The 22,835-nt window shown below is 60.5% G+C and carries 21 protein-coding genes and 1 tRNA gene; 10 read left to right on the plus strand and 12 right to left on the minus strand.

The genetic code is table 11. The features are described from left to right. Position 1: 1 nt before the first annotated feature. Entirely contained in the window at positions 2-793 is a 792-nt protein-coding gene (locus tag AAFP29_RS13125; protein WP_419217798.1) for a sulfite exporter TauE/SafE family protein, read from the minus strand. A gap of 550 nt (positions 794-1,343) precedes the next feature. On the opposite strand from AAFP29_RS13125, the gene AAFP29_RS13130 reads away from it, so the two are divergent. Next, positions 1,344-1,414, plus strand: a tRNA-Arg gene (locus AAFP29_RS13130). A 350-nt stretch (positions 1,415-1,764) separates the two neighbouring features. Continuing rightward, positions 1,765-2,688, plus strand: coding sequence for an oxidoreductase (locus AAFP29_RS13135; RefSeq protein ID WP_419217799.1), 924 nt, complete (start codon positions 1,765-1,767; stop codon positions 2,686-2,688). Between the two features lie 28 nt (positions 2,689-2,716). Here the strand turns inward: AAFP29_RS13135 and AAFP29_RS13140 are convergent, their stop codons facing one another. After that, positions 2,717-2,956: a UBP-type zinc finger domain-containing protein gene (locus AAFP29_RS13140; RefSeq protein ID WP_419218097.1), complete on the minus strand. Its 240-nt coding sequence runs from the start codon at positions 2,954-2,956 to the stop codon at positions 2,717-2,719. A 53-nt stretch (positions 2,957-3,009) separates the two neighbouring features. Further along, positions 3,010-3,222: a dodecin gene (locus AAFP29_RS13145; protein WP_419218098.1), complete on the minus strand. Its 213-nt coding sequence runs from the start codon at positions 3,220-3,222 to the stop codon at positions 3,010-3,012. 483 nt (positions 3,223-3,705) lie between these two features. On the opposite strand from AAFP29_RS13145, the gene AAFP29_RS13150 reads away from it, so the two are divergent. The 3 genes from AAFP29_RS13150 to AAFP29_RS13160 all read left to right on the plus strand — a co-directional run bounded on the left by AAFP29_RS13150 (position 3,706) and on the right by AAFP29_RS13160 (position 6,972). Further along, entirely contained in the window at positions 3,706-5,943 is a 2,238-nt protein-coding gene (locus tag AAFP29_RS13150; RefSeq protein WP_419217800.1) for an NADP-dependent isocitrate dehydrogenase, read from the plus strand. Positions 5,944-6,130: 187 nt separating this feature from the next. Beyond that, positions 6,131-6,514, plus strand: a complete 384-nt coding sequence (locus AAFP29_RS13155; protein ID WP_419218099.1) for a DUF5313 domain-containing protein — start codon at positions 6,131-6,133, stop codon at positions 6,512-6,514. Beyond that, positions 6,511-6,972: a MarR family winged helix-turn-helix transcriptional regulator gene (locus AAFP29_RS13160; RefSeq protein ID WP_419217801.1), complete on the plus strand. Its 462-nt coding sequence runs from the start codon at positions 6,511-6,513 to the stop codon at positions 6,970-6,972. The genes AAFP29_RS13155 and AAFP29_RS13160 overlap by 4 nt, the downstream gene beginning before the upstream one ends. Here AAFP29_RS13160 and AAFP29_RS13165 read toward each other — a convergent pair. Genes AAFP29_RS13165 through AAFP29_RS13180 form a run of 4 tightly spaced genes read right to left on the minus strand, consistent with a single transcriptional unit; the run spans position 6,969 to position 12,120 of the window. Further along, positions 6,969-8,627, minus strand: coding sequence for a dipeptide ABC transporter ATP-binding protein (locus tag AAFP29_RS13165; protein WP_419217802.1), 1,659 nt, complete (start codon positions 8,625-8,627; stop codon positions 6,969-6,971). The two genes, AAFP29_RS13160 and AAFP29_RS13165, sit on opposite strands and share 4 nt — an antisense overlap. A 3-nt stretch (positions 8,628-8,630) precedes the next feature. Next, on the minus strand, positions 8,631-9,578 hold the full coding sequence (locus AAFP29_RS13170; RefSeq protein WP_419217803.1) for an ABC transporter permease: 948 nt from the start codon (positions 9,576-9,578) through the stop codon (positions 8,631-8,633). Then, positions 9,578-10,534: an ABC transporter permease gene (locus AAFP29_RS13175; RefSeq protein ID WP_419217804.1), complete on the minus strand. Its 957-nt coding sequence runs from the start codon at positions 10,532-10,534 to the stop codon at positions 9,578-9,580. The genes AAFP29_RS13170 and AAFP29_RS13175 overlap by 1 nt, the downstream gene beginning before the upstream one ends. Positions 10,535-10,536: 2 nt before the next feature. Further along, positions 10,537-12,120, minus strand: a complete 1,584-nt coding sequence (locus tag AAFP29_RS13180; protein WP_419217805.1) for an ABC transporter substrate-binding protein — start codon at positions 12,118-12,120, stop codon at positions 10,537-10,539. Positions 12,121-12,321: 201 nt separating this feature from the next. On the opposite strand from AAFP29_RS13180, the gene AAFP29_RS13185 reads away from it, so the two are divergent. Both AAFP29_RS13185 and AAFP29_RS13190 read left to right on the plus strand, forming a co-directional pair. Continuing rightward, complete coding sequence (locus AAFP29_RS13185; RefSeq protein WP_419217806.1) at positions 12,322-14,664, plus strand: sulfatase-like hydrolase/transferase; 2,343 nt, start codon at positions 12,322-12,324, stop codon at positions 14,662-14,664. 102 nt (positions 14,665-14,766) lie between these two features. After that, positions 14,767-15,750 (plus strand): TauD/TfdA dioxygenase family protein, encoded by a 984-nt coding sequence (locus tag AAFP29_RS13190; RefSeq protein WP_419217807.1) that lies wholly within the window; start codon positions 14,767-14,769, stop codon positions 15,748-15,750. A 76-nt stretch (positions 15,751-15,826) separates the two neighbouring features. Here AAFP29_RS13190 and AAFP29_RS13195 read toward each other — a convergent pair whose 3' ends face one another. The 4 genes from AAFP29_RS13195 to AAFP29_RS13210 are packed head-to-tail and all read right to left on the minus strand — an operon-like array spanning position 15,827 to position 19,441. Then, complete coding sequence (locus tag AAFP29_RS13195) at positions 15,827-16,789, minus strand: glycine betaine ABC transporter substrate-binding protein (RefSeq protein ID WP_419217808.1); 963 nt, start codon at positions 16,787-16,789, stop codon at positions 15,827-15,829. A gap of 8 nt (positions 16,790-16,797) precedes the next feature. Then, entirely contained in the window at positions 16,798-17,535 is a 738-nt protein-coding gene (locus AAFP29_RS13200; RefSeq protein WP_419217809.1) for an ABC transporter permease, read from the minus strand. Beyond that, a complete protein-coding gene (locus AAFP29_RS13205; RefSeq protein WP_419217810.1) occupies positions 17,535-18,800 on the minus strand; it encodes an ATP-binding cassette domain-containing protein in 1,266 nt (421 codons plus the stop codon). The genes AAFP29_RS13200 and AAFP29_RS13205 overlap by 1 nt, the downstream gene beginning before the upstream one ends. Further along, positions 18,797-19,441 carry an ABC transporter permease gene (locus AAFP29_RS13210; protein WP_419217811.1) on the minus strand — a complete coding sequence of 215 codons (645 nt, stop codon included), beginning with the start codon at positions 19,439-19,441 and terminating at the stop codon, positions 18,797-18,799. The genes AAFP29_RS13205 and AAFP29_RS13210 overlap by 4 nt, the downstream gene beginning before the upstream one ends. A gap of 289 nt (positions 19,442-19,730) precedes the next feature. On the opposite strand from AAFP29_RS13210, the gene AAFP29_RS13215 reads away from it, so the two are divergent. Then, positions 19,731-20,165, plus strand: a complete 435-nt coding sequence (locus AAFP29_RS13215; protein WP_419217812.1) for a PPOX class F420-dependent oxidoreductase — start codon at positions 19,731-19,733, stop codon at positions 20,163-20,165. Positions 20,166-20,171: 6 nt separating this feature from the next. Here the strand turns inward: AAFP29_RS13215 and AAFP29_RS13220 are convergent, their stop codons facing one another. Then, positions 20,172-21,509 (minus strand): cytochrome P450, encoded by a 1,338-nt coding sequence (locus AAFP29_RS13220; RefSeq protein WP_419217813.1) that lies wholly within the window; start codon positions 21,507-21,509, stop codon positions 20,172-20,174. 97 nt (positions 21,510-21,606) lie between these two features. On the opposite strand from AAFP29_RS13220, the gene AAFP29_RS13225 reads away from it, so the two are divergent. Together AAFP29_RS13225 and AAFP29_RS13230 are read left to right on the plus strand one after the other, a co-directional pair. Next, positions 21,607-22,233, plus strand: a complete 627-nt coding sequence (locus tag AAFP29_RS13225; protein ID WP_419217814.1) for a TetR/AcrR family transcriptional regulator — start codon at positions 21,607-21,609, stop codon at positions 22,231-22,233. Between the two features lie 180 nt (positions 22,234-22,413). Next, a complete protein-coding gene (locus AAFP29_RS13230; protein ID WP_419217815.1) occupies positions 22,414-22,818 on the plus strand; it encodes a hypothetical protein in 405 nt (134 codons plus the stop codon). The last annotated feature ends 17 nt before the right edge of the window (positions 22,819-22,835 follow it).

Below are 22,835 nucleotides of genomic sequence, written 5' to 3' on the forward strand. Positions count from 1 at the left end.
TCTACGTTGTGAGTAGGCGCCACAACCCGATTAGGCCGACCACGACTATGGCCGCTCGGAGAACTCCCGGAGTCAACCGCCGGCCGTAACGCGCCCCGATCATCCCGCCGAATAGTGAGCCGACAGCTATGAGTCCAGCGACGGCCCAATCGATCCGGTCGAAAGCGACGATCGTATAGGTCACGGCTGCAACGACATTCACGATCAGTGCGAGCAAGTTCTTGGCAGCGTTCATCCGTTGCAGATCGCCCGGAACGATAACGCCCATCGCTGCGATCAACAATATTCCCTGAGCGGCGGTGAAGTAGCCGCCGTATACACCGACGGCGAAGGTCGCAACTGCGAGGATGCTTACGCGCGAAACAGTGAGCCGCGTACCGTCGAAGTCCTCGACAGTATCTACGCCTGAGCGTTTCGCGGCCCAGCGTTGAATACCTGGCTGAGCGACTACCAACGTCAGTGCGACCACTAGCAGGACTGGCACGATTCTTTCGAAAACAGACTCCGGCAGGTGAAGCAGTAGCCAGCACCCCACCAGCGCGCCGACGAATGACGCCGGAATCTGCCATCGCAACTGCGACCACTGACCGGCAAGTTCATTTCGGTACCCCCATGTTCCCGAAACTCCTCCGGCGACCAGGCCGACCGCATTCGACATCGTCGCGTTGACCGCGGGCATACCGAAGGCGACCAACGTCGGGAAGGTGACCAGAGTGCCGCTCCCGACGACGGCGTTGATAGCACCGGCGGCGACGCCGGCCAGGCCGACGATGATCAACTGCCAAAGGCTCACGCCTCGCACACTAGCTGGCCCGAAATTAAATGTGTTGCGGTGGTCCCGCGCATGCGCCTAGATTTATCTCTTGTGTTCACCGAAGCCGGTATGTCGCCGGTGAAATGCGAACCGAAACAATAATTGAATAGCGACAAGCGGCATGGCGCATAAGTCGGGGAGACTCGGCGAAAGGCAGGTGACAACTGTCGCCCGAAGCGATTCGGGTAACCCATGCAATCTGAGCCGGAATCATTCACTTCCGAGTGGAGGCTCCTTCGAAGCGAACTGCTGGCGTTGACGGAAGTCGACGTCGGGAGAGCCGATCGGTGACCCATCGCCCGTAGCCCGGGAGTTGAGTAGTAGCGACGGAGGTAGGCGGCAGGGGAAGGGATTTCACGGTCCGAGATGGTCAGTCGAGGGCGGGTTCCACGACCGCGGACACGGGGCAGGGCTGCTTCGAATAAGCGTGAGAGATCAAGTAGAGATGACAATCGAACGGTCGAAGGTGTGCGGTATTCCGATGCCAAAAGTATCGGAGCTGCCTGGGAAAGCGCATCTTCAGTCTATTTCAGCATTAGCTCAATGGCAGAGCATTTGTCTTCGGAACAAACGGTTGTCGGTTCAACTCCGGCGTGCGAATTCCAAGCGAAAGCCTTTCCCCGACGATATACGCGAAAGTGTCCTAATCCCTGGCTCAGTAATGAGAATCAGGGCATCGGCGGGTCCGCAAGACCTGTGGGTGTTCACGCGCTGGTAACGGTAGCGGAGGGTCCGGCCGGACCTTCTGCGACGCGAAAGCGGTGGAGAAGCGGTCGTCGAAGACGCGTGGTGCCACGTACGGCACTGGACATGGTGGATAGGCGTCGAGAGGCGCTGGACAAGCGGAAAACCCCTGCCGGGGAATACATCCCGCGAAAGGCCACCGACAGTGGCGGAGGTAGTCTCACTCCCCGCAACCCCACCCTGACAACAGCGGTTACGCTGTCGAGGTGTCAGACGCAAAATGGGCGCTCTCCGACGCTCCGAGCCAGGCCGGCCGGGTTGCCGTGATTACCGGAGCCAACTCCGGCATCGGCTTTGAAACCGCTCTCGGCCTGGCGATACTCGGCGCGCGGGTGGTGTTGGCCTGTCGCAACGTCGAGTCCGCGCAGAAGTCGCGCGGCCAGATTCTGGAACAAGTCCCGGAAGCTACGGTTGATATCGTACGGATCGACGTGAGCTCGCTGGATTCGGTGCGCACGGCAGCGGCGGAAATCATCGAATGCTTCGACCCGATTGACCTCTTGATCGCCAACGCCGGATTGATCGCCACCGCGCGACTGCAGACAGCCGACGGATTCGAGATGGATTTCGGCACCAACTTCCTCGGTCACTTCGCCTTAGTCGGCTGCCTCATCGATCACCTCGCTCCCGGCGCGCGCATCGTCACGGTCGGGAGTATCGCCCATCGTCGCGGGCAAATCGACTTCGATGACATCGGAATGAATCATCGGTTCAGTGTTGCTTCGGCCTATGCGCGATCGAAATTCGCGCAGATGGTGTTCGCCGATGAACTTGGTCGCCGGCTAAGTGCGTCGGGCCGGGACGTCCTCTCGCTGACCGCCCATCCCGGGTCGACCCGCACCGGAGTGATGCGTGGCCACAACCGTTTTCTGGTGTGGGGTTATCACAGCCCCAAGACGCGGTGGTTGCGCAAATGGTTCGTTCAAGAAGCGCCGCAGGGCGCATTGCCGACCCTGCGTGCCGCGACTGATCAGGCTGTACGCAGCGGCGAGATCTACGGACCATCGGGGCGTTTGCAGTTCACCGGCGACCCGATACTGGTCGAAGCCAGGAACGAAGTTCATGACCCGGTACTCGGCGCGCAGCTCTGGGATGTCGCCGAGGAACTTACCGCGATCACTTATCTGTAATCGCCTATATCGAAGGCCCGCTGGGCTGCTAGCTGTGATGGGGATGTGGGATATCAGGAACGCGAAGTCCAATGTCGTCGATGAAACACCAACTCCAGTCCTCGCCCGGCTCAAACGACGACACCAGTGGATGTTGCTCACGAGCGGCATGCGCCGACGCGTGTTTGCCCGGTGAAGAATCGCAGCAGCCGACCCGCCCGCAGGTCAGGCACATACGCAAATGGACCCAATTGCCCCCTGCGGCAATACAATCCGAGCAGCCGTCCATACTGCTCGGCGACACCTCGCGGATCTGGTCGGTATGCGTACACTTTGCGACCACTATGGCTCCTCGATTTTGAAACCGACTTTCAGGGTGACTTGGAAGTGTGCGATCGCGCCATCCTCGACATGACCCCTGGTGTCGGTTACCTCGAACCAATCGATATTTCGGACGGTCTTGCTAGCGCGTGTGATGGCAGTTTTGATGGCGTCGTCGATGCTGGTCGGCGATGATCCGACGATCTCGGTGACGCGATAGACGTTGTTGCTCATGACTTCTCGATTCTGCCGGGGACGTTCGACGAAGCTGATGTGCGCCACGAACGTTACGCCTCGAGCCGCGATGTCGTACGCCACTTTTGGTTGGTCGAGTGTCCAAGGGAGACGTGCGCCCGCTATTTGGTTGGTCGAGTGGCCGGCGAGGCGTTAGCCGAGGCGGGCGTATCGAGACCACGCAACCACTGTGCACGAATTCTTCGCTGTCCAATCCGACCGATCGCTCGGTGCGGGTAGAGGATAAGGTTGCAGTGGATCTGATTCTGCCAACTAGCCGGACGCGCCGACGACCGCTTGACGCAACCGACTGTAGAACGAAGAAGAACAGCGCCTAGGCGATGAGGCGTAGCACCCCACCGGGTGATACGTCACAATCGGCGGAGGTGTGACGCACCACGCTGCCGCCGACGCATACTAGGTCACACCGCGACAAGCGGTACCGACACGTCCGAGTACACACACTTGAGGCCGGGAGAACTCATGACCAATGAGCAGCAAACCATCATTTACACCCTGACCGACGAGGCGCCGCTGCTGGCAACTCACGCATTCCTGCCGGTCATTCGAGCGTTCGCCGGGCCGGCTGGCATTGATGTCAAGACCACTGACATCTCGGTCGCCGCCCGCATTTTGGCGGCGTTCCCCGACTACCTCACCGAGGACCAGCAGGTTCCCGACAACCTCGGCGAACTGGGCCGCCTCACCCAAGACCCGTCGACGAACATCATCAAACTGCCGAATATCTCGGCCTCGGTCCCGCAGTTGCAGGCAGCCATCAAGGAGTTGCAGAGCAAGGGTTTCGCACTACCTGACTTTCCGTCGGACCCGAAGACCGACGAAGAGCGCGATATCGCCAAGCGTTATTCGACCTGCCTGGGCAGTGCGGTAAATCCTGTTCTGCGCGAAGGTAACTCAGACCGACGTGCGCCAAAGGCCGTGAAAGAGTACGCGCGCAAGAACCCGCACAGCATGGGGGAATGGTCGATGGCCTCGCGCAGTCACGTCGCCCATATGCGGCACGGCGACTTCTATCACGGCGAAAAGTCGGTGACCCTCGAACAAGCCCGTGACCTGCGGATGGAACTCGTCACCGAGTCGGGTAAGACCGTCGTCCTCAAGGACAGCGTCAAGCTCGGCAAGGGCGACGTGGTTGATTCGATGTTCATGTCCAAGAAGGCGCTCATCGAATTTTACGAGGAGCAGATCGAGGACGCGCACAAGACTGGTGTGCTGTTCTCGTTGCACGTCAAGGCGACCATGATGAAGGTTTCGCATCCGATTGTGTTCGGTCACGCGGTGCGCACCTACTACAAGGAAGCATTCGCCAAGCACCAGGAATTGTTCGACCAGCTCGGCGTCAACGTCAATCACGGCATGGTTGATCTTTACGACAAGATCGAGACGCTGCCGGCCTCCAAGCACGACGAGATCATCGAAGACCTGCACAAGTGTCATGAGTACCGCCCCGAACTCGCGATGGTCGACTCCGCTCGCGGAATCTCCAACTTCCACTCGCCATCGGATGTCATCGTCGATGCATCGATGCCGGCGATGATTCGCGCGGGTGGCACCATGTACGGCGCTGACGGCCGGCAGAAGGACACCAAGGCGGTCATGCCGGAGTCCACCTTTGCGCGGATCTACCAGGAAATTATCAACTTCTGTAAGACCAACGGTGCCTTCGATCCTCGGACGATGGGGACCGTGCCCAACGTCGGCCTGATGGCGCAGAAGGCCGAGGAATACGGCTCGCACGACAAGACCTTCGAGATCCCCGAAGCTGGCGAAGCGAATTTCGTCGACAACGAGACCGGCGAAATCATCCTCACCCAGAGCGTCGAAGAAGGCGACATCTGGCGGATGTGCACCGTCAAAGACGCACCGATCCGGGACTGGGTGAAGCTGGCCGTCACTCGCGCTCGCAACTCGGGAATGCCGGTGTTGTTCTGGCTGGACCCGTACCGCCCCCATGAAAACGAGCTGATCAAGAAGGTTCGTCTGTACCTGCCTGAGCACGACACCGAGGGACTCGACATCCAGATCATGTCGCAGGTTCGGGCGATGCGGTACACACTCGAACGTGCGATGCGCGGACTCGACACGATTGCCGCGACCGGCAACATCTTGCGTGACTATCTCACCGACTTGTTCCCGATCCTGGAGTTGGGTACCAGCGCGAAGATGCTGTCGATCGTGCCACTGATGGCTGGCGGCGGCTTGTATGAGACCGGTGCTGGCGGATCGGCGCCCAAGCATGTCAAGCAGCTAGTCGAAGAGAATCACCTTCGGTGGGATTCACTTGGCGAATTCCTCGCTCTCGCAGTGAGTTTGGAAGACCTTGGCATCAAGGTCGAGAACAACCAGGCGCAGATTCTGGCCAAGACACTCGACGCCGCGACTGGGAAGTTGCTGGACAATCGGAAGAGTCCGTCGCGCAGTACCGGCGAGTTGGATAACCGTGGCAGTCAGTTCTACCTCGCGTACTACTGGGCGCAGGAGCTGGCCGCACAGTCCGACGACGCCGACCTCGCCGCCAAGTTCGCCCCGCTGGCGAAAACCCTTGGCGAGCAAGAGGACAAGATCATCGACGAGATGAACTCGGTACAGGGCTCGGCGGTTGACATCGGCGGTTACTACTACGCAGATACCGAGAAGACCGACGCCGTGATGCGGCCAAGTGCCACATTCAACGAAGCACTCGCATCTTTCGGAGCGTAACTAGATAGCCCCAGGCCCGGCCGGTGATCGTCGAACGCGATAGCGCTCGACTGAGGGTCATCGGCCGGGTTTGTGCTTATCACCGCATGCTCGCGAAATGATCTACCTCTCAGCTCGGGCTTTTAATAGCCCAATAATCAATCGTGTGCTATTAGTTGATGCACAAGAGTTGATCGATGAGAAGGCGCTGACCGTGAACACTGTCCGACCAAGGTCCTGGCAATACCTCCGTTACATCTATGGTGCGCGACTACCCGAATCGATGACGGCGTGGGTGACCCGTGACCTGATCGGCCCCGGCGCAGCGACACGAATGGTGCTCCGGTGGGCCGTGCCATGTCTGATCCTCATTGCCCCGATGTTCTTTGTACCGGCAGATATCTTGGTGCGACTCAACATGACGATTCCAATCATCCTCCCGTACCTCTTCTTCTCGATGGCGCTCAATCGGGTTTACCGCCGCCATAGACTCGCTCAGCATGGACTCGACCCCGATCTGGTGAACAAGGGCGAGCGTGAGCGCAACGCCGACCTTTACGCCGAATATCACCGAAAGTACCGCGGCGCATGACAGGTCCTGTTGTGCTCGAAGGTAATCCGCTCCTGCTGGAGCGTCAGGTGTGCTTCGCTCTCGCGGTCGCCAATCGATCAGTGCTCAAAATCTATCGGCGACTACTTGAGCCGCTGGGACTTACTCACCCGCAATATCTGGTGATGCTCGCGATGTGGGAAACGTCGCCAAGGGCCGTCAAAGATATCGGCGCAGCCCTGCAACTCGACTCCGCGACTCTCTCACCGCTGCTCAAGCGCCTGGAGGCCGCTGGCCTCATTACCCGACAGCGTCGCGGCGATGACGAGCGCAATGTCGATATCGTGCTGACCAACGACGGAAGAGTGTTACGGGAGAAGGCGCTTGGGATCCCGGCGGCCGTCGTGACGGCACTCGGTGTCGAACTCGCCGACCTCGAACAGTTGCATGAGGTTCTGACGCGCGTCAATCGCGCGGCCTTGGAAGCCGAACTTTCCTAGGTAGCCGCCACGGTTCGGCCCGCCCGTTGACGTACCGGATCGGGATAGGGGACTGCGGAGAGTAACGCCCGCGTATATGCCTCGGTGGGTGTTGACAACACCTGACTCGCTGGCCCTGTCTCGACCAGCTGCCCATCCCGTAGCACCGCGACATTCTCCGCGACCTGCTCGACGACGGCGAGATCGTGACTGATAAACAGTGCGGCGAAACCGAATTCGTGTTGCAGCTCGGCGAAAAGTTCCAGGACGCGCGCCTGGACCGACACGTCGAGGGCGCTGGTCGGTTCGTCGGCGATGAGCAGTTTGGGGCGCGTCGACAGAGCTCGCGCCAATGCGACGCGCTGACGCTGCCCACCGGACAACTCATGGGGCAGCCGCGTGGCGAATGATGTTGGCAGATGTACCGCGTCGAGCAACTCGGCAACACGTGAATTCTGTTCCGCCCGGCTGCCGATACGGTGGATTTCCAACGGCTCGCGGACTGATTCGGCGACCGTGAAACGTGGGTCGAGCGATGCCGACGGATCTTGCGGCACAAACGCGAGAGTCTTCCGCACTTCTCGCAACCGCCCGCCGCTCAGCGAGGCCAGATCGGTGCCGTCAAGGACCACTCGGCCGGCTCGCGGCGAAATCAGCCCGGCAATTGTCCGCCCCAAAGTCGTTTTGCCCGAGCCAGATTCACCAACGACGCCAAGAACTTCGCCAGGAGCGACGGTCAGCGACACCGATTCGAGCGCGGTGTGCGATGGGCTGCCGAAGCGGCCCGGATGTACTACGGTCAGCTCCTCGACAGCGACAACCGGCGTCGCGGTGAGCGGGATGGACACGGTGGGTGCCGATATCGCTTCGTCGGTCCCCACCGGTAGGCGAGGCACCGCGGCCAGCAATTGTTTGGTGTACGGTGCGGTCGGCCGAGCAAAGATGTCGAAGACATCGCCGCGTTCGACGACCTCACCAAGCTGCACAACGACGACCCGGTCAGCGACGTCGGCCACGACACCCAAATTGTGCGTGATCAGCAGAATGCCGGCGTCGGTGCGATGACGTAGTCGAGACAGTAGGTCAAGAATCTCCCTCTGCACGGATACGTCGAGGGCGGTGGTCGGCTCGTCGGCGAGAAGCAGTGCCGGATCATTCGCGAGTGCCAACGCGATAACCACCCGCTGCTTCTGACCGCCGGATAGTTGATGCGGATAGCTGTTCACTCGAAGTTGTGCCTGCGGTATTTCTACCAATTCCAGCAACTCGACGGCACGCCGCCGTGCGTCGGCGCGCGAAATCTTGCGATGCGCCGAAAGCGCCTGGCGCAACTGCCATCCCACGGTTTGCACCGGGTTGAGGGCGGTCTGAGGCTCCTGGAAGATCATCGCCACCCGCGAGCCGCGCACAGCGGTCAATTCACGTTCGGGCCGATTGAGTACTTCGACGCCGTCGACCTTCACCGACCCCGTCGCGCGCGCGGTCTCGGGCAGCAGACCGATCGCCGCTCGCGCCGTCATCGTCTTACCCGATCCCGACTCGCCGACCAGAGCGAGAATCTGTCCTCGATCGACGCGCAGACTGATGCCGGCGACTGCCGGGCGTGGATAGTCGAAAGTCACCTTTAGGTCGGTCACCTCGAGTGCCGGTACCGAATCGTCCTTGTCTGATGTCATCGGTCACTGCCTCCGGAGCCGGGAAATGGATAGGGAAATCAAATAGAAGCCGAGTACTAGTGCGGTGATAACGGTGAGCGGGCCGGCCGAAAACCACGGGTTGGTCTCCAGATAGCCGTTACCCGCCGCAAGAATGCCGCCGAGGCTGGGCGTCGGCGGTCGCACACCCACGCCGAGGAAACTTAACGCACCTTCGATGAAGACCGCGAGGGATAACGAGAGCGCGAACTGAACACCCAGCGCCTCAACGGAATTCGGGAGCACGTGCCGCCGAAGAATGCGCCCGGTGGTGGCGCCGCTCACCCGGGCGGCCTCGACGAATGGCAATTCGCGAACCTTCAGCACCGAGGTACGGGTCAATCGGCCGAATACGGGTATCTCGGCGATCGCGATCACGATTCCGACGGTGGCGGCGCCCGGCGACAGGATCGCGGTCAGCGCGATGCCCAGAATCAGTGCGGGGAACGCGAGGATCACATCGAATGTCCGCTGCGCGACAACATCACTCACCGGATGAGCGACACTGGCGAGGCCGATCAGTGCGCCGACGATGGCGCCGATCGGAACGGCGATGAAAATGATCAACAGATCCACCCGAATTCCGTACAGGACGCGAGTGAGGACGTCGCGGTTGACGTCGTCGGTACCGAACCAGTGATCCGCGCTGGGGCCCAACAGATATGCCCCATCGATCTGCTGGTCCGGACCGTACTGCGTGAGCAGTGGCCCGAGAAGGCCAAGGAGGATCACCGTCGCGACCAAGATTGATCCGGCCAGTCCTGTCCCGGTGATCAGTCCGCGCCATACCGGTGTCGCCGAACGTCGCTCGAGATCAGGCTTCGTCTCGGGTAGCAGACCGGGTTCGATGCCACCTGAAGCTTCCAGGGGTAGGTGATGTGAGCCCGCGGTGGCTGAACTCTGGACCGTCGTTTCAGACGAAAGGGGTGACATCACTTACCTGCCAATCGGATTCGGGGATCGAGCCAGGCGTGCAGGACGTCGGTCGCCAACTGCAGCACCACGAAGACCGTGACGGAGATCAAGATCAGTACCTGAACCACCGGGTAGTCACGGTTGAAGATGCCTTCCTCGGTGAGTAGACCGAGTCCGGGCCAACCGAAGATGGACTCGACAAGGATCGCGCCGCCAAGCAGACCGCCGATCGCGAGACCCAGAGCGGTGAGCGTCGGCGGTAGGGCGTTGCGCAAGACATGCCGCAATACGATGGTGCGCTGGGGAATTCCGAGCGACCGCGCGGTCACGGCATAGGGCTGACGTAGTTCAGTTTGCAATGTTTCGGTGAGGAACCGCGCGAGTAACGCACCGGCCGGCAGCCCGAGTGTCAGCGCGGGAAGTATCAAGTACTGTGCGGTGATTTGCGGACTGTCCGAGATGCCGTTGGGCGGGGTGCCACCGGCTGGCAGCCAGCGGAGTTTCAGTCCGAAGACCAGAATGAGCAGGGTCCCGATGACGAAGGTCGGGACCGCGATTGCCACCGCGTTGACGGTGGTCGCCGCTATTTTCGTGAAGCGATTGTCGAAGATCACCACCGACAGGGAAAGCGCCAGTGCCAGTGCGATTGCCACGACGAGTCCGGCGATAGCCAACGCAAGTGTGTTGGCCGCACCGAAACTGACGAGATCGCCGATATCGCCGCCGATCAGATAGCTCTTGCCGAAGTCGAAGGTCACCATTGCGCCCAGCCACGAGAAGTACTGGACGAAAAACGGCCGATCGAGTCCGAGGTCATGCCTGATCGCTGCCAAGTCGGCTGGGGTGGCATCCGACCCCGCCAGCGCGGCTTCTGGACCGCCCGGTATCAGGCGAAGTATCGAAAAGATGAGAAGAGACGCTATGAACAACACGACCAGGGCCGTCGGAATACGTCGAACGAGATAGCCGATCATTGTTACTGGCGCCCCTTCTTGGTGAGATAGGTTGTGGCGAAATGGAATTGGTTGCGGCGGTCCCAGTCAAGATTTCCGACCGCGGGCGATGTCGCCAGGGGTTGGAACACGACGCCGATCTCGACCAGGAAGAGGTCGGAAAGGAACCGCTCGGTCAGCTTTCGGTACGCAGACAGTGCGACATCTGATTCGCCGTCCGGCACGCTCCATGCGGCCGTCGCGGCGGCCGCGTAGTCGGCGTTGACATAACCCGAAGAGTTCTTGGCGGCGTTGAACGGGTAAGCCGATACTGCCAATGTCGAGGGCGTGAACTGAGCGAAGGCGTGTTGTAGCAACCAGAGCCCACCGAATTCGCCACCGATCAATTTCGATGCTTGTCGTGTCTGATCATTCGGCCGCAGAATCACCGGTATGCCGACGTCTTTGAGATTCGACTGCACGATCTCGGCAATTATCCGGTCGACCCCTCGGGTGGAGTAGTCGAGGCTGATGGGACTGACCGGGCCGTGCGCGGCGACGAGGGATTTGGCCTTAGTGACGTCACGTCGGTACCGCGTGTTGTCCTCGGCCCGATAGGCCGGTGACCAGTTCGGCCACGGTGCGTTAACCACATAGCCGTTGTTCCGGAAGACATCCCCGATGATGCGTGGACGGTCAATTGCGTAGGCCACCGCCTGACGCAGCCGAATATCGGACAACTGAGGATTGCCGAGGTCGATGCCGACATACTGTTGCTGTTCGGCCCCCTTCAGGGTGACCGACCGAAACCCGTATCGGCCGGTGGCCAATTGCTGGTCGTGGTAGGTCATTCCGTAGGCAACGTCGAGTTGTCCCGTGCGCAGTCTCGTGTAGAGCGATTGCTGGTCGGTGGCTTGTACGAAGGTCACCGAATCCAGCGGTGCCGCACCTCCCCAATACTGGTCGTTCCGCTCCAATCGCACCGATGAATTCGGCTGCCAGGAAACGAATTTGAAAGGCCCGGTGCCATTGAAGATGGTGCCGGCCTTGAGTTGCGGCAACGTCTGGGCATCAATGATCGGGGCTGAATCCAGTAAGTCAAAGATGTTGCTCAGCGGGTGTGCGAAATGCAGCACGACGCGATGTGGATCGGTGGTGTCGAATGACGTGATCGCCGCGGCTGTGCGCTTGAACTGGGGCTTCCACGGACCACTCAGGTATGCCTTGAGGGACTGTTCGACGTCGGCCGAGACGAAGGTGCGGCCGTTGTGGAACTGAACGCCATCACGCAGATCAAGCGTGAGAGCTCGACCGTCGGGTGCGAGTTTCCATCCCGTAGCGAGCGCGGGCTTGGGCGTCAGATCCTCACGCGCATAACGAATAAGCGTGTCATAGACGTTGGAGACAATATGCCCGTTCAACGCGTCGGAACCGATCTGAAGGAAGGTCTTGGGGGACAGGTCGCCCAACACGCCGACACGCAGATCACCGCCGCGCGGTGCGCTCTGGCCGGGAGCAAGTGACACCGTCGCCGAATCGTCCAACTGTGCGACGGCGGACTGACAGCCGCTGATCGTCATGACTCCGACGACGGCGAACATCAGCAGGCGAACTGCGCGGTGCGACATGTACTGTCCGATTCCTTCGGTGGGTGGTGCGGGCTCAATTGACCGAACGGGCTGGGTCCGGATTGTTGATGAGAATTCACGATGGGCGGACCTGGGGAAACATATTTCGCAACGTGAATCAAAAGGGTTGACGCTCAGTGTCTTTGGCGGGAAGGTGCTGATCGACTGCGAATCACGGCCATTTGAGAAACGAGAGCATTCATGACTGAGCGCGCTGGCGCGTTGCCCAAATCCGCCCGCGGCTACGAGGATTTCGGCGGCACCATCGGCAGGACGACATCGGAGTCGACTCCGTGGTGGCCCTCCTCACCGACCGCGCCGGCGGGAGCGCCGAATATCGTCGTGATTCTCATCGACGACATGGGCTATTCCGACATCTCGCCCTTCGGCGCCGAGATTGCGACGCCAAATATTGCCGGACTCGCCGAGCGTGGAGTGCGCCTGAGCAACTACCACACGACGCCGGTGTGCTCGCCGGCCCGAGCAGCACTTCTGACCGGGCTCAACCCTCATCGGGCCGGCTACGGCAGCGTCGCCAATTCCGATCCCGGCTTCCCGGGTTTGCGGCTGGAACTGGCCGACGATGTCCTGACGCTGCCCGAGATCCTGCGCGAAAGCGGTTACGCGACTTACGCCGTCGGCAAGTGGCACCTGGTCCGCGATGCGAATATGGGTCCCGGGCGCAATCGCGATTCATGGCCATTGCAGCGCGGCTTTGACAGCTACTACGGATCGCTGGAGGGGCTCAACTCCTTCTTCTACCCGAATCAGTTGATCGCGGATAATTCTGTGGTCGACATCGAGGAGTACCCCGATGACTACTACGTCACCGACGACATCACCACTCGCGCTATCGGCCAGATCAAGGCACTGCGCGCCCAGGATGCCGACAAACCCTTCTTCCTCTACTTCGCACATATCGCGATGCACGGACCACACCAGGTCAAAGAATCCGACTTGGCCAAGTACCGCGGACGCTACACCGAAGGATGGGATTCGGTGCGGCAGAACAGGTTTGAACAGCAGATCGCGCAGGGTCTGTTCGACGAGGGCACACCGATCGCGGAGCGTAACACCGAACCGGGATATGACGCACCGCCGTGGGATGACCTGTCCCTCGAGGAGCAACACCGTTTCGCACGCTACCAAGAGGTCTACGCGGCGATGGTCGACAGCGTGGACCAGAGCGTGGGACGTGTCGTCGAAACATTGTCCGAACTCGGTGAACTGGACAATACGATCATCGTCTTCACCTCCGACAACGGCGGGACGGCAGAAGGTGGCCCGGTCGGTACACGTTCGTACTTCAGCCAATTCGTACACGGCCCGGTGCCGCCAGACTGGGAGCGCGACGTCCCGCATGACGAGGCGTTGATCGGTTCGGCAGCCCTGGGAGTGCACTATCCGCGGGGTTGGGGGCAGGCGTCGAATACCCCGTTCCGTTTCTACAAGGGACAGACTTTCGCCGGGGGAGTACGAGTGCCGTTTGTTCTGTCCTGGCCCAAGGGCTTGCCGGTCGCCGCCGACGACATCGGTGTGCGCCGTCAATTCTCCTACGTGACCGATCTGACGCCGACCCTACTCGAACTGGCCGGAATATCCACGCCTGCAACGCGATACGGAAAGCCTGCCAAGGAGCGCGACGGCGTGAGCATCGCTAACGTCCTGCGCGATCGGGCTGCCGAAACACCGCACACCGAACAGTATGCGGAGTTCGGTGGCCACCGGGGGTTCTACCGGGATGGCTGGAAACTGCTATCTCTGCATACTGATCCGGAGAAGGTCGACGATCCCGCCTGGGAACTCTATGACGTTCGCGTGGATCCCGCTGAGACGAACGATCTTGCAGCGGAGAATCCCGAGATAGTCGCCGAACTATCCCAGGCGTGGGATGAAGCCGCGTGGCATAACACGGTCTTCCCGCTGTTCGACTCGCCGGCCGCTCAGACGCGACGGCGGCCCGACGAAGAACGCTATGCCGACCCGGTTCGGCTGCTCGCGGGAACCCCGACGCTGGAGCGGTACCGGTCGTCGAAGCTGATCGCCTATCGCGACTTCGACATCGAGGTTGAACTGTCGAAGTGGACCGCTGCAGACGAAGGCGTGCTGGTCGCGCACGGCGATCAGCAGGGCGGCTACCTGCTCTATGTGGAAGGAGGGCGGGCGATCTTCGCCTTCAACAGCTACGGGCGCATCAGCCGGGTATCAGGAGATATTCCTGTCGGCACTTCGTCGATCGTGTTACGTGCGGTGGCCAGCGAATCGGTGCGGTGGTCGTTCACGCTCGAAGCAGTGGTCGATGGTGAAACCTCTTTTGTCGCAACACTTCCCGACCAGTTTCAGCTAGTTGGAATGGCTCCGTGGACCGGCGTGAGCGTTGGCGTCGACGCGCGGGGACCCGTCGATGCCGACCTACGTGCGCGTCGCGGGGTGTTCCGCTTCGGCCCGGCACTGCGGGCCGTCACCTATCGTCCTGGGCCTATCCGGGTCCCGGCTGGTATCCGCCGCGACATTAATGAAGCGGCAGAGAATCAAGCTGATTGAACACCAACCGTTCGATTCAGCTTGAGCCGATCCCTCGTGAGCCCTCACGAGCGGAGTGAAGATAACCGAAAGTATTCGAAAAATCACAGGAGGATTGGTCAGATGACACTTGCACAGATCGAACGACGCGCCGACCTGGAGCCGCGCGTTCAGCAGACTTACGCCGACGGCGGCGTGACGGTCACGAAACTCGGCGAGAATATCGGAGCCCGGATCGAGGGTGTGCGCCTCGGTGGCGAGTTGGCTCCCGAACAAGTCGAAGCCATCCGGGTCGCGTTGGCTGCCAACAAGGTTGTGGTGTTCGAAAAGCAGGATCACCTCGATGACGAGGCGCAGTACGCCTTCGCCGGTCTGCTCGGCCAGCAGACCGCACCGCACCCGACCGTGACGTCGCGGGGAAGTCAGTTGCTCACTATTGAAGGCGCGGCGAACAGCTGGCACTCCGACGTCACCTTTGTCGACCGTATCCCGAAGGCATCAATTCTCCGGGCCATCGAATTGCCGGCCTACGGTGGTGCGACCACATGGGCCTCGACTGTCGCAGCGTACGAGCAATTGCCAAAGCCGTTGAGGGCGTTGGCCGAAGATCTGTGGGCGACCCACAGCAACTTGTATGACTATGTTGGGCTCAAAGAGCCGTCGGGCGGGGTCGACGTCTCTCGCAAAGCGCAGCACTACGAGGAGTTCACCAATACCGAGTATCAGACCTTGCATCCGGTCGTGCGGGTCCATCCGGAGACCGGTGAACGTTCGCTTCTGCTCGGACATTTCGCCAAGGAATTCCGCGGGCTGAAGAGCTCGGAGTTCAACGATATTTACCAACTGCTGCAGGCGCGAATCATCAAGCTGGAGAATACCTTCCGATGGAACTGGCGTCTCGGCGATGTGGCGATCTGGGATAACCGCGCCACTCAGCACTACGGTATCGCTGACTTCGGCAACCAGAAGCGTGAACTTCATCGCATTACCCTTGCCGGAGATGTTCCGGTAGACGTCAACGGAACGTCGAGTCAAGTGTTGCAGGGCGACGCCGGCCACTACTCCGGTATCGAAGAGTCCGCCCGGATCGGGGTGTACGCCGCATAATATCCAGAAGCCCAATATGAAGAATCCCCCGCCGCGGCGGGGGATTCTTCATATATCGGAGGCAGGTGTTTGCTTGCTACTTCACCAGCCCCGCACTGACCAACCATTCGTAGGCGACATCGGATGGATCTTCACCTTTGATGTCAACGCGGCCGTTGAGTTCCTGCATGAGTTCGTCGGTCAACTTCGAGGAGATATTGCCAAGTAGCTCGCGCAGCACCGGATACTTTTCAATGATCTCGCCACGTACAACTGCTGTGCCGCTGTAGGGAAGGAAGTATTTCTTATCGTCGGTCAAGACAGTCAGGTCGAGGTTCTTGATCCGACCGTCAGTGGTGTAAACCATGCCGAAGTTGCAGGGAGCGCTCTTAGCCGTCGAGGTATAGACGACGCCGGCATCCATCCGGGTCACATTCGATTGGGGCACACCGGTTGGGTTTCCGTAGGGAATGCCGTATTTCTCCAGCATTGGCAGGAATCCGTCTGAGCGCGAGAAGAATTCGTCGTCAACGCAGAAGGTGCGGTCGGCAACCGGCAGTTTCGCCACCTCCGAAAGTGACTTCACCCCGAGCCGTTTCGCAGTTCCCGACGCCGCCGCGAACGCATAGGTGTCGTTGAAGTTTGCCGGTGCCATCCATTCGAGGTTGTAGTCGTTCTTCTCGATATCGTGAACCCGCTGCCACAGCACCTGCGGGTCGGCGATCGTCTCGGTCTGATTGTGGTAGTTCACCCATCCGGTTCCGGTGTACTCCCAGAGGATGTCGGCGTCTCCATTGAGTTGAGCCTGACGCGACGATGCCGAGCCGGGCGCACCGGTCAAGTCGGAAACATCCGCGCCGGCCGCGGAAAGGTATGTCGCGGTAATCTTTCCGAGAAGGACACCTTCGGTGAAACTCTTCGACGTGACAACGAGTTTCGCGCCGTCGAGCGGTTTTGAACCGTCGGGCAGCTGCGCACTGTGGAACGTGCCCGACGAACTCACCAGACCGCAACCAGCTGTCGCGGCGAGAACTGCGATAAGCGCGGCAGCGAGTGTCATTAGACGTTTCATACGAGACCTCGCGGGGTAGCGGCGAGCTCAACCAATCGGCCGAGCCAGTCGATGGTCAAGGCCAGCAGGCCAACCAGGATCGCGCCGGAGATGAGCAGTTTCGGGAGGAACAGCGTGACGCCGGTGGTGATCAACGTCCCGAGGCTGGTAGCACCGATGAAGGTACTCAGCGTCGCGGTTCCGACCAAGATGACCAACGCGGTACGAACGCCATTGAGAATCACCGGCACCGCGAGTGGCAGTTCCACCTGCACAAGAGTTCTCGTCCCTGAGTACCCGATTCCTCGGGACGCCTCGATGACTCGTTGATCCACCTGGTTCAAACCCACGATGGTGTTCTGCAGAATCGGCAGAATCGCATACACCACCAGGCCGATGACCGCGGTGTTGAAGCCGGTGCCGAGCCAGAAGGTGAACAAGACCAGAAGACCGACGGCCGGTGCCGCCTGGCCGATGTTGGCGATATTCACCGCAATCGGATTGAGCCATTTCAAGGACGGGCGAGTCAGCGCGATACCCGACGGAATCGCGATGATAACTACGATGATCGTCGCGACCAGGGTCAACTTAATATGCGACCAGATGGTCGTTTGGAGTGTGTCCCACGCCAGCGACGCCTGCTCGGTTTCGGTGAAAGTCGTTGACTGGTACCAGATCACGTATCCGATGCCCAGCACGATAATGATGAGTGGTTCGAACCACACATCGATCGGCAATCGGCGGAGTCTGCTCATCAGGGCTGATCCGTCTCGTCTGCGAGCACGATAACCGGCAGTTCTCCGGTAGACGTGCCTTCGGAATGCTCGATGTAGGAGTCTTTTTCATCGTCGCGGACGTCGGCGAGTTGTCCGCGGATGACTTCCATGACGGACTTGATCGTAAGTGCACCCACCACCGCGCCCCTGCCGTCCGAGATCAGGGCACCACCCTGACTGGCCGCGAGCATGGCGTCGAGAGCATCGTTGAGCGTCGACGAGCGGGCCACCACTGGCAGCCGTCGGTCGATATAGTCCGAGATCTGAGGTTTGGACAGAGCTTCCTCTAGAGTCGGCCAGGCGCGCGGTCGACCCAGGTTGTCAACTACCACAATCCATTTGTGGCCTGCCGAGCGTGCGCGGCTGACTACTTCCGCGGAGTCTTCGCCGACCTGTGCGGTAGTAATCGTGTCGTGCTCGACATCGCGTACCCGCGACAATGACAGGTGCGCGAGTGTCGCACCAGAACCGACGAATTCTTCGACGAATTCGGTTGCCGGGTTGGCGAGGATTTCCTCTGGAGACGCGTACTGCTCGACATGTCCGCCCTCGGACAGGATCAGTACCTTGTCGCCGAGTTTCGTCGCCTCTTCAAAATCGTGCGTGACAATCACGATCGTCTTGCCAAGCTCATGCTGGATGGCAATAAGGCTGTCCTGCAGGCGAATTCGCGTTATCGGATCCACCGCACCGAATGGCTCGTCCATCAGGAGGACCGGCGGGTCGGCCGCAAGCGCTCGAGCGACGCCGACTCGCTGCTGCTGTCCACCGGACATGTCTTTGGGAAGTCGGTTGGCGAATTCTTTGGGATCGAGACCGACCAGGTCGAGAAGGTACTCGGTCCGCTCGGCGATCCGCTTCTTGTCCCAGCCGAGCACGCGGGGGATGGCCCCGATATTCTTGGCCACCGTCCAATGCGGGAAAAGTCCTCCCGACTGGATGACGTAACCGATCGACTGTCGCAACTTGTCGGGATCTTCGCCGGTGACGTCCCGGTCACCGATGAAGATTCGTCCGTCACTCGGTTCGATGAGTCGGTTGATCATCTTGAGCGTGGTGGTCTTTCCGCACCCTGACGGTCCGACGAAGGCGACGATGTCGCCGGCATCGATCTCGAGGTCGAGGCGTTCCACCGCGGGCTTGTCCTGGCCGCGGTACCGCTTGACGACGCCATCGAGGCGGATAGACGCTCCGGTGACCGTGCGTTCCCCGGATGGCTTGGAGATATTGACGGAGTTGGTCATGAGAGTCCTTTGGAGATCGTGAAGCGACCGAGCAGTACGAGCAGACCGTCGAAGATCAGCGCGACGATGACGATGAGAATGGTTCCGGTAAGTGCCATCTCGAGGGCATTGGCGCCGCCGAGACGGGACAGGCCGTTGAATATCAGCGATCCGAGTCCCGGCCCGAGGACGTAGGCGACGATGGCCGCCACTCCAACGATCATCTGGGTCGACACTCGGATTCCGGTGAGAATCACCGGCCAGGCGATCGGCAGTTCAACCGAGAACAGGATTCGCCACCGCGACAATCCGATGCCCTGCGCTGATTCAATCGTCGCTGCGGGCACCGAACGCAATCCGACGATCGCATTGCCGATCACCGGCATGGCCGCGAAGAAGGCGAGCATGATGAATGACGGCACCACACCCAGCCCGAACGGCACTATGAGCAAAGCAAGCAATGCGAGCGATGGAATCGTTAGCGCGACCCGACTACTAGTGAGGGTCAAGGCGGAAAATAGTGGCAAGCGGTACACCGCTACGGCGACGATGATCGCGACGAGAGTGCCAACCACCACCGTCTGAAATGCCAGCGACGCGTGTTGGTAGGTCAAGAATGTCAGGTTGGCGGCATGCCCCTGGACATAGGTCCACAGTTGCACGATGCCCCTTTCTCTGGCCGACTCGCGGCGAATGACTGATCAAAGTTTGCGTGCTGGGGAGGTTATGAACTTCGACGAGTGTAGTTGGACAGTTGTGAAGTTTTTGGGTGAATGCCCAATACGTGTTGGGTGCCGCCGGAATCGTCCATACGCGATAGTGCGCCTCTGACTTGGTGTTTCGCATCGTCGACAAGGTCTGGACGACTTTGACTCAGCATGCGTCGAAGTCACGGGTATGCCAGCGTGTCGCCCGGGAATAGGGCGCTATGACCGTCGAGTTGTGCAGATCATGACTTCTTCGAATTTCGATCCACGAGATCTGCTCGCCGAGGCACGGTTGGGGGTGCTGGCCACAATCAAGGCATCGGGGGTCCCTCAACTCTCGCCGGTGACACCGTTCTATGACCGCGATGCCGACGTGATCTTGGTGTCGATCGCCGAGGGACGGGCTAAGACGGCGAACCTGCGGCGTGACCCGCGTGCCGCCCTCGAGGTGACCGACGCGTCGGGCTACAACTGGGCCACGGCAGAGGGGGCCGCGACCTTGATCGGTCCAGGCACGGACCCGAATGGTCCCGAAGTGGATGCTTTGGTCGACTACTACCGTCAGGCGGCGGGCGAACATCCCGACTGGGATGAATATCGCGCCGTCATGGTGGCCGACCGGCGGGTACTGCTGAAACTCTCGGTCGATCGGGTCTACGGACAACGGCTACGCGGCTAGGTAGGCCTACCGCGGGGTCACTACGACCTTTCCGCCGTCGCGCGGCGCGTAGGCGACACCGCGTGAGTGCCATCGCTCCGCGGGGGCAGTGGTGGTGTGAACGGTGAAGTGACGCAATAGTTCTCGGAGAACGACATCCATCTCCATATGCGCGAATGCCGCACCGATGCAACGGCGCGTACCGCCGCCGAACGGCAGCCACGCCTGACCCGGCTTTGCCCCGACGAAGCGCTGCGGATCAAATCGCTGCGGGTCAGCGAATTGCTCGCTGTCGTCATGAAGAAGCGAAATCGCTACAACTACGTTGTAGCCCTTCGGAATTCGGTAGTCGCCAAGATCCAGGTGTTCAGCGACTACATGCCGACCGAACATATCGATCACCGGTCGGCTGCGCTGAACCTCGTGGATCGTCGCGATGCGCAGAGGGTTGTCGTCGGTGGCGGCTTCGGCGGCGAGGTCGGCAAGGATCTCAGGATGTCGACTCAGTCGTTCGACCGCCCAGGCAAGGCTGGTCGCGGTGGTTTCATGACCGGCGGCAAGCAGTGTCAGTAACTCGTCTGCGATTTCAGCGTCGGTCATCGTAGAGCCGTCGTCGTATTCACTTTGCAGCATGAGTGAGAGGATGTCGTCGCGCTCATGCACGTGCGGATCGGCACGTCCCTGAGTGATCAACGAGGTGATCACGGCGTCGTACTCGGCGCGGTGACCGGCGAGCCGTCGTTGGAGATTCAGCCGTTCGGCGAACTTGGGAAGATCAGGCAGCGTTGACCGACGTGATCCGGTCTCGACCAGCGCGGGCATGATCCGACGTAACGAGTCCAGGTGTGCGCCATCGGCTCCGAACACGGCACGCAAGATGACGTTGAGAGTTATCCGCATCATCGGATCAAGGGTCGGAAATGACTCGCCGACAGGCCAAGTCGCGGACTCGGCGGCGAATTCCTCGGCAACAATCGCTTCGTAACCTTTGATCCGCTTGCCGTGCAGCGGCGGGGTGAGAAGTTTGCGTCGACGCCGGTGGGTCTGGCCTTCGAGCGCGAACATCGAACCGGCGCCCAGGGTGCGGCCAAGATTCGGCTGAATGTTGGACGCGATATCGGTCTTGGTCGAGCACAGTTGCTTCGCGAGGACCGGATCGCTAATGAGGACCAGATTCCCGAAGATGGGTAGTCGCAGAAGGGTGGCACCACCGTATCGGCGAGACAGCCACTGAATCATCCGGCGACGATCGGCCAGGAATCCAAGTCCCTGGACGATCATTGGCAGTCGCGTTCCAGGAGGCAGGAGTGTGCCAGCCGGTTCGCCGGTAACCGATGCGGGGACATCGACGCTGGACACGCTCATATGGACCACCTTTACAACTTGGTACGTCTGCGTACCATCCCCACGGTACGTCGATGTACCGCGAATGCCAAGGGGGGATAGTCGTAAAGTTGACGGCGTGACCGATGCAGTGTCCGCGCCAGTTTCGGCGACCTCGGCGACGCCGGACGAGGGCGGCGTCCGTGAGCGTCTGCTCGACGCGATGGGCAAATGTTTGATGGAACGCGGGTATCGCGACACGACCGTCGCCGACGTCGTGCGAACCGCGCGTACCTCAAGACGCTCGTTCTATCAGGAATTCGACGACAAACAAGAATGCTTCGTCGAGTTGCTGGGCAACTCGAATGCCCGGCTGATCACCGCGATCGACGACGGGGTGGACCGAGGCGCGGACTGGCAAACTCAAGTTCGCCAGGCTGTCGGCGCGTACGTAGCAGCGTGTGAGGAGCACCCGGAGACGACCTGGAGCTGGATCCGCGAACTGCCTGCTCTTGGTCAGTCGGCACGGGCTGTACAACTCGCATCTATTGAGTCATTCATCGCGCTTCTGGTCTTTCTCACCGACACCGAGCAGATGCGAGCGGCCGGAATCGAGCCGATGTCACGCGAGATCGCATTAATCATCTGGGGCGGGATTCGAGAACTCGCGGCATCAACACTCGAGCAGGGAGCCTCACTCCGCACGATCGAAGAACCAGCGGCAGCGGCCTGCATCGCATTGCTAGCAGTGCACGCCCACCAGTGAGCTAAACTCATGCACAGTGCTACTCGCATAGCCACCCGAGTCGTATACGGCACCCGCGTTGCCGACGGCGACGATTGAGGGCAAGGTCCACCGGATCTGCGAATCGTCGATCTGCCTGTCACTCCGGCTGAGCAACATCGAACGCGGGACATGTTGCACCGCATAGTGATTGGGATGTCAATGACCGAGAACTTCGCCGAGAAGCGAGACGTTCGCAGGTACGCACGTGAGCACGAAGTGTCCTACCGCGAGGCGCGCAGTGTGCTCCGGGACGCCACGAACCGATACTCCGAACACGCGCATCGCCTACTAATCGAAGCCGTGGAAGGCTGCGGCATCACCCATTGGAGCAGTGTCCAATACTGGGATGGCCAGACGCGAGCGACAATTGTCGACCTCGGTGGGGAACAATTCGACCTTGACGTTAACCGCGTAGCTACCGGGCTGGGTGGATACTTTGCCGACCATACCGAGGTGGCACCGCTCGATGTCGATAGTTACCTCGCCGACGAAATAGTCCAGACGATGCTTTTCGGCGGAGTCATCTACCGGAGCCAGATCCGCCGACGCGTCGCAGTCGCCTAGGGGCAAGATGGCGAATG

The organism is Gordonia sp. CPCC 205333, assembly GCF_048537885.1.
In the GTDB taxonomy this organism is placed as follows: domain Bacteria; phylum Actinomycetota; class Actinomycetes; order Mycobacteriales; family Mycobacteriaceae; genus Gordonia.

What these genes read in the sequence shown, in the direction of transcription:
- AAFP29_RS13140 (WP_419218097.1), bottom strand. Translation starts at nt 2,956, where the DNA reads ATGGACGGCTGCTCGGATTGTATTGCCGCAGGGGGCAATTGGGTCCAT.
- AAFP29_RS13145 (WP_419218098.1), bottom strand. Translation starts at nt 3,222, where the DNA reads ATGAGCAACAACGTCTATCGCGTCACCGAGATCGTCGGATCATCGCCG.
- AAFP29_RS13150 (WP_419217800.1), top strand. Translation starts at nt 3,706, where the DNA reads ATGACCAATGAGCAGCAAACCATCATTTACACCCTGACCGACGAGGCG.
- AAFP29_RS13160 (WP_419217801.1), top strand. Translation starts at nt 6,511, where the DNA reads ATGACAGGTCCTGTTGTGCTCGAAGGTAATCCGCTCCTGCTGGAGCGT.
- AAFP29_RS13165 (WP_419217802.1), bottom strand. Translation starts at nt 8,627, where the DNA reads ATGACATCAGACAAGGACGATTCGGTACCGGCACTCGAGGTGACCGAC.
- AAFP29_RS13170 (WP_419217803.1), bottom strand. Translation starts at nt 9,578, where the DNA reads ATGTCACCCCTTTCGTCTGAAACGACGGTCCAGAGTTCAGCCACCGCG.
- AAFP29_RS13175 (WP_419217804.1), bottom strand. Translation starts at nt 10,534, where the DNA reads ATGATCGGCTATCTCGTTCGACGTATTCCGACGGCCCTGGTCGTGTTG.
- AAFP29_RS13180 (WP_419217805.1), bottom strand. Translation starts at nt 12,120, where the DNA reads ATGTCGCACCGCGCAGTTCGCCTGCTGATGTTCGCCGTCGTCGGAGTC.
- AAFP29_RS13185 (WP_419217806.1), top strand. Translation starts at nt 12,322, where the DNA reads ATGACTGAGCGCGCTGGCGCGTTGCCCAAATCCGCCCGCGGCTACGAG.
- AAFP29_RS13190 (WP_419217807.1), top strand. Translation starts at nt 14,767, where the DNA reads ATGACACTTGCACAGATCGAACGACGCGCCGACCTGGAGCCGCGCGTT.
- AAFP29_RS13195 (WP_419217808.1), bottom strand. Translation starts at nt 16,789, where the DNA reads ATGACACTCGCTGCCGCGCTTATCGCAGTTCTCGCCGCGACAGCTGGT.
- AAFP29_RS13200 (WP_419217809.1), bottom strand. Translation starts at nt 17,535, where the DNA reads ATGAGCAGACTCCGCCGATTGCCGATCGATGTGTGGTTCGAACCACTC.
- AAFP29_RS13205 (WP_419217810.1), bottom strand. Translation starts at nt 18,800, where the DNA reads ATGACCAACTCCGTCAATATCTCCAAGCCATCCGGGGAACGCACGGTC.
- AAFP29_RS13215 (WP_419217812.1), top strand. Translation starts at nt 19,731, where the DNA reads ATGACTTCTTCGAATTTCGATCCACGAGATCTGCTCGCCGAGGCACGG.
- AAFP29_RS13220 (WP_419217813.1), bottom strand. Translation starts at nt 21,509, where the DNA reads ATGAGCGTGTCCAGCGTCGATGTCCCCGCATCGGTTACCGGCGAACCG.
- AAFP29_RS13230 (WP_419217815.1), top strand. Translation starts at nt 22,414, where the DNA reads ATGACCGAGAACTTCGCCGAGAAGCGAGACGTTCGCAGGTACGCACGT.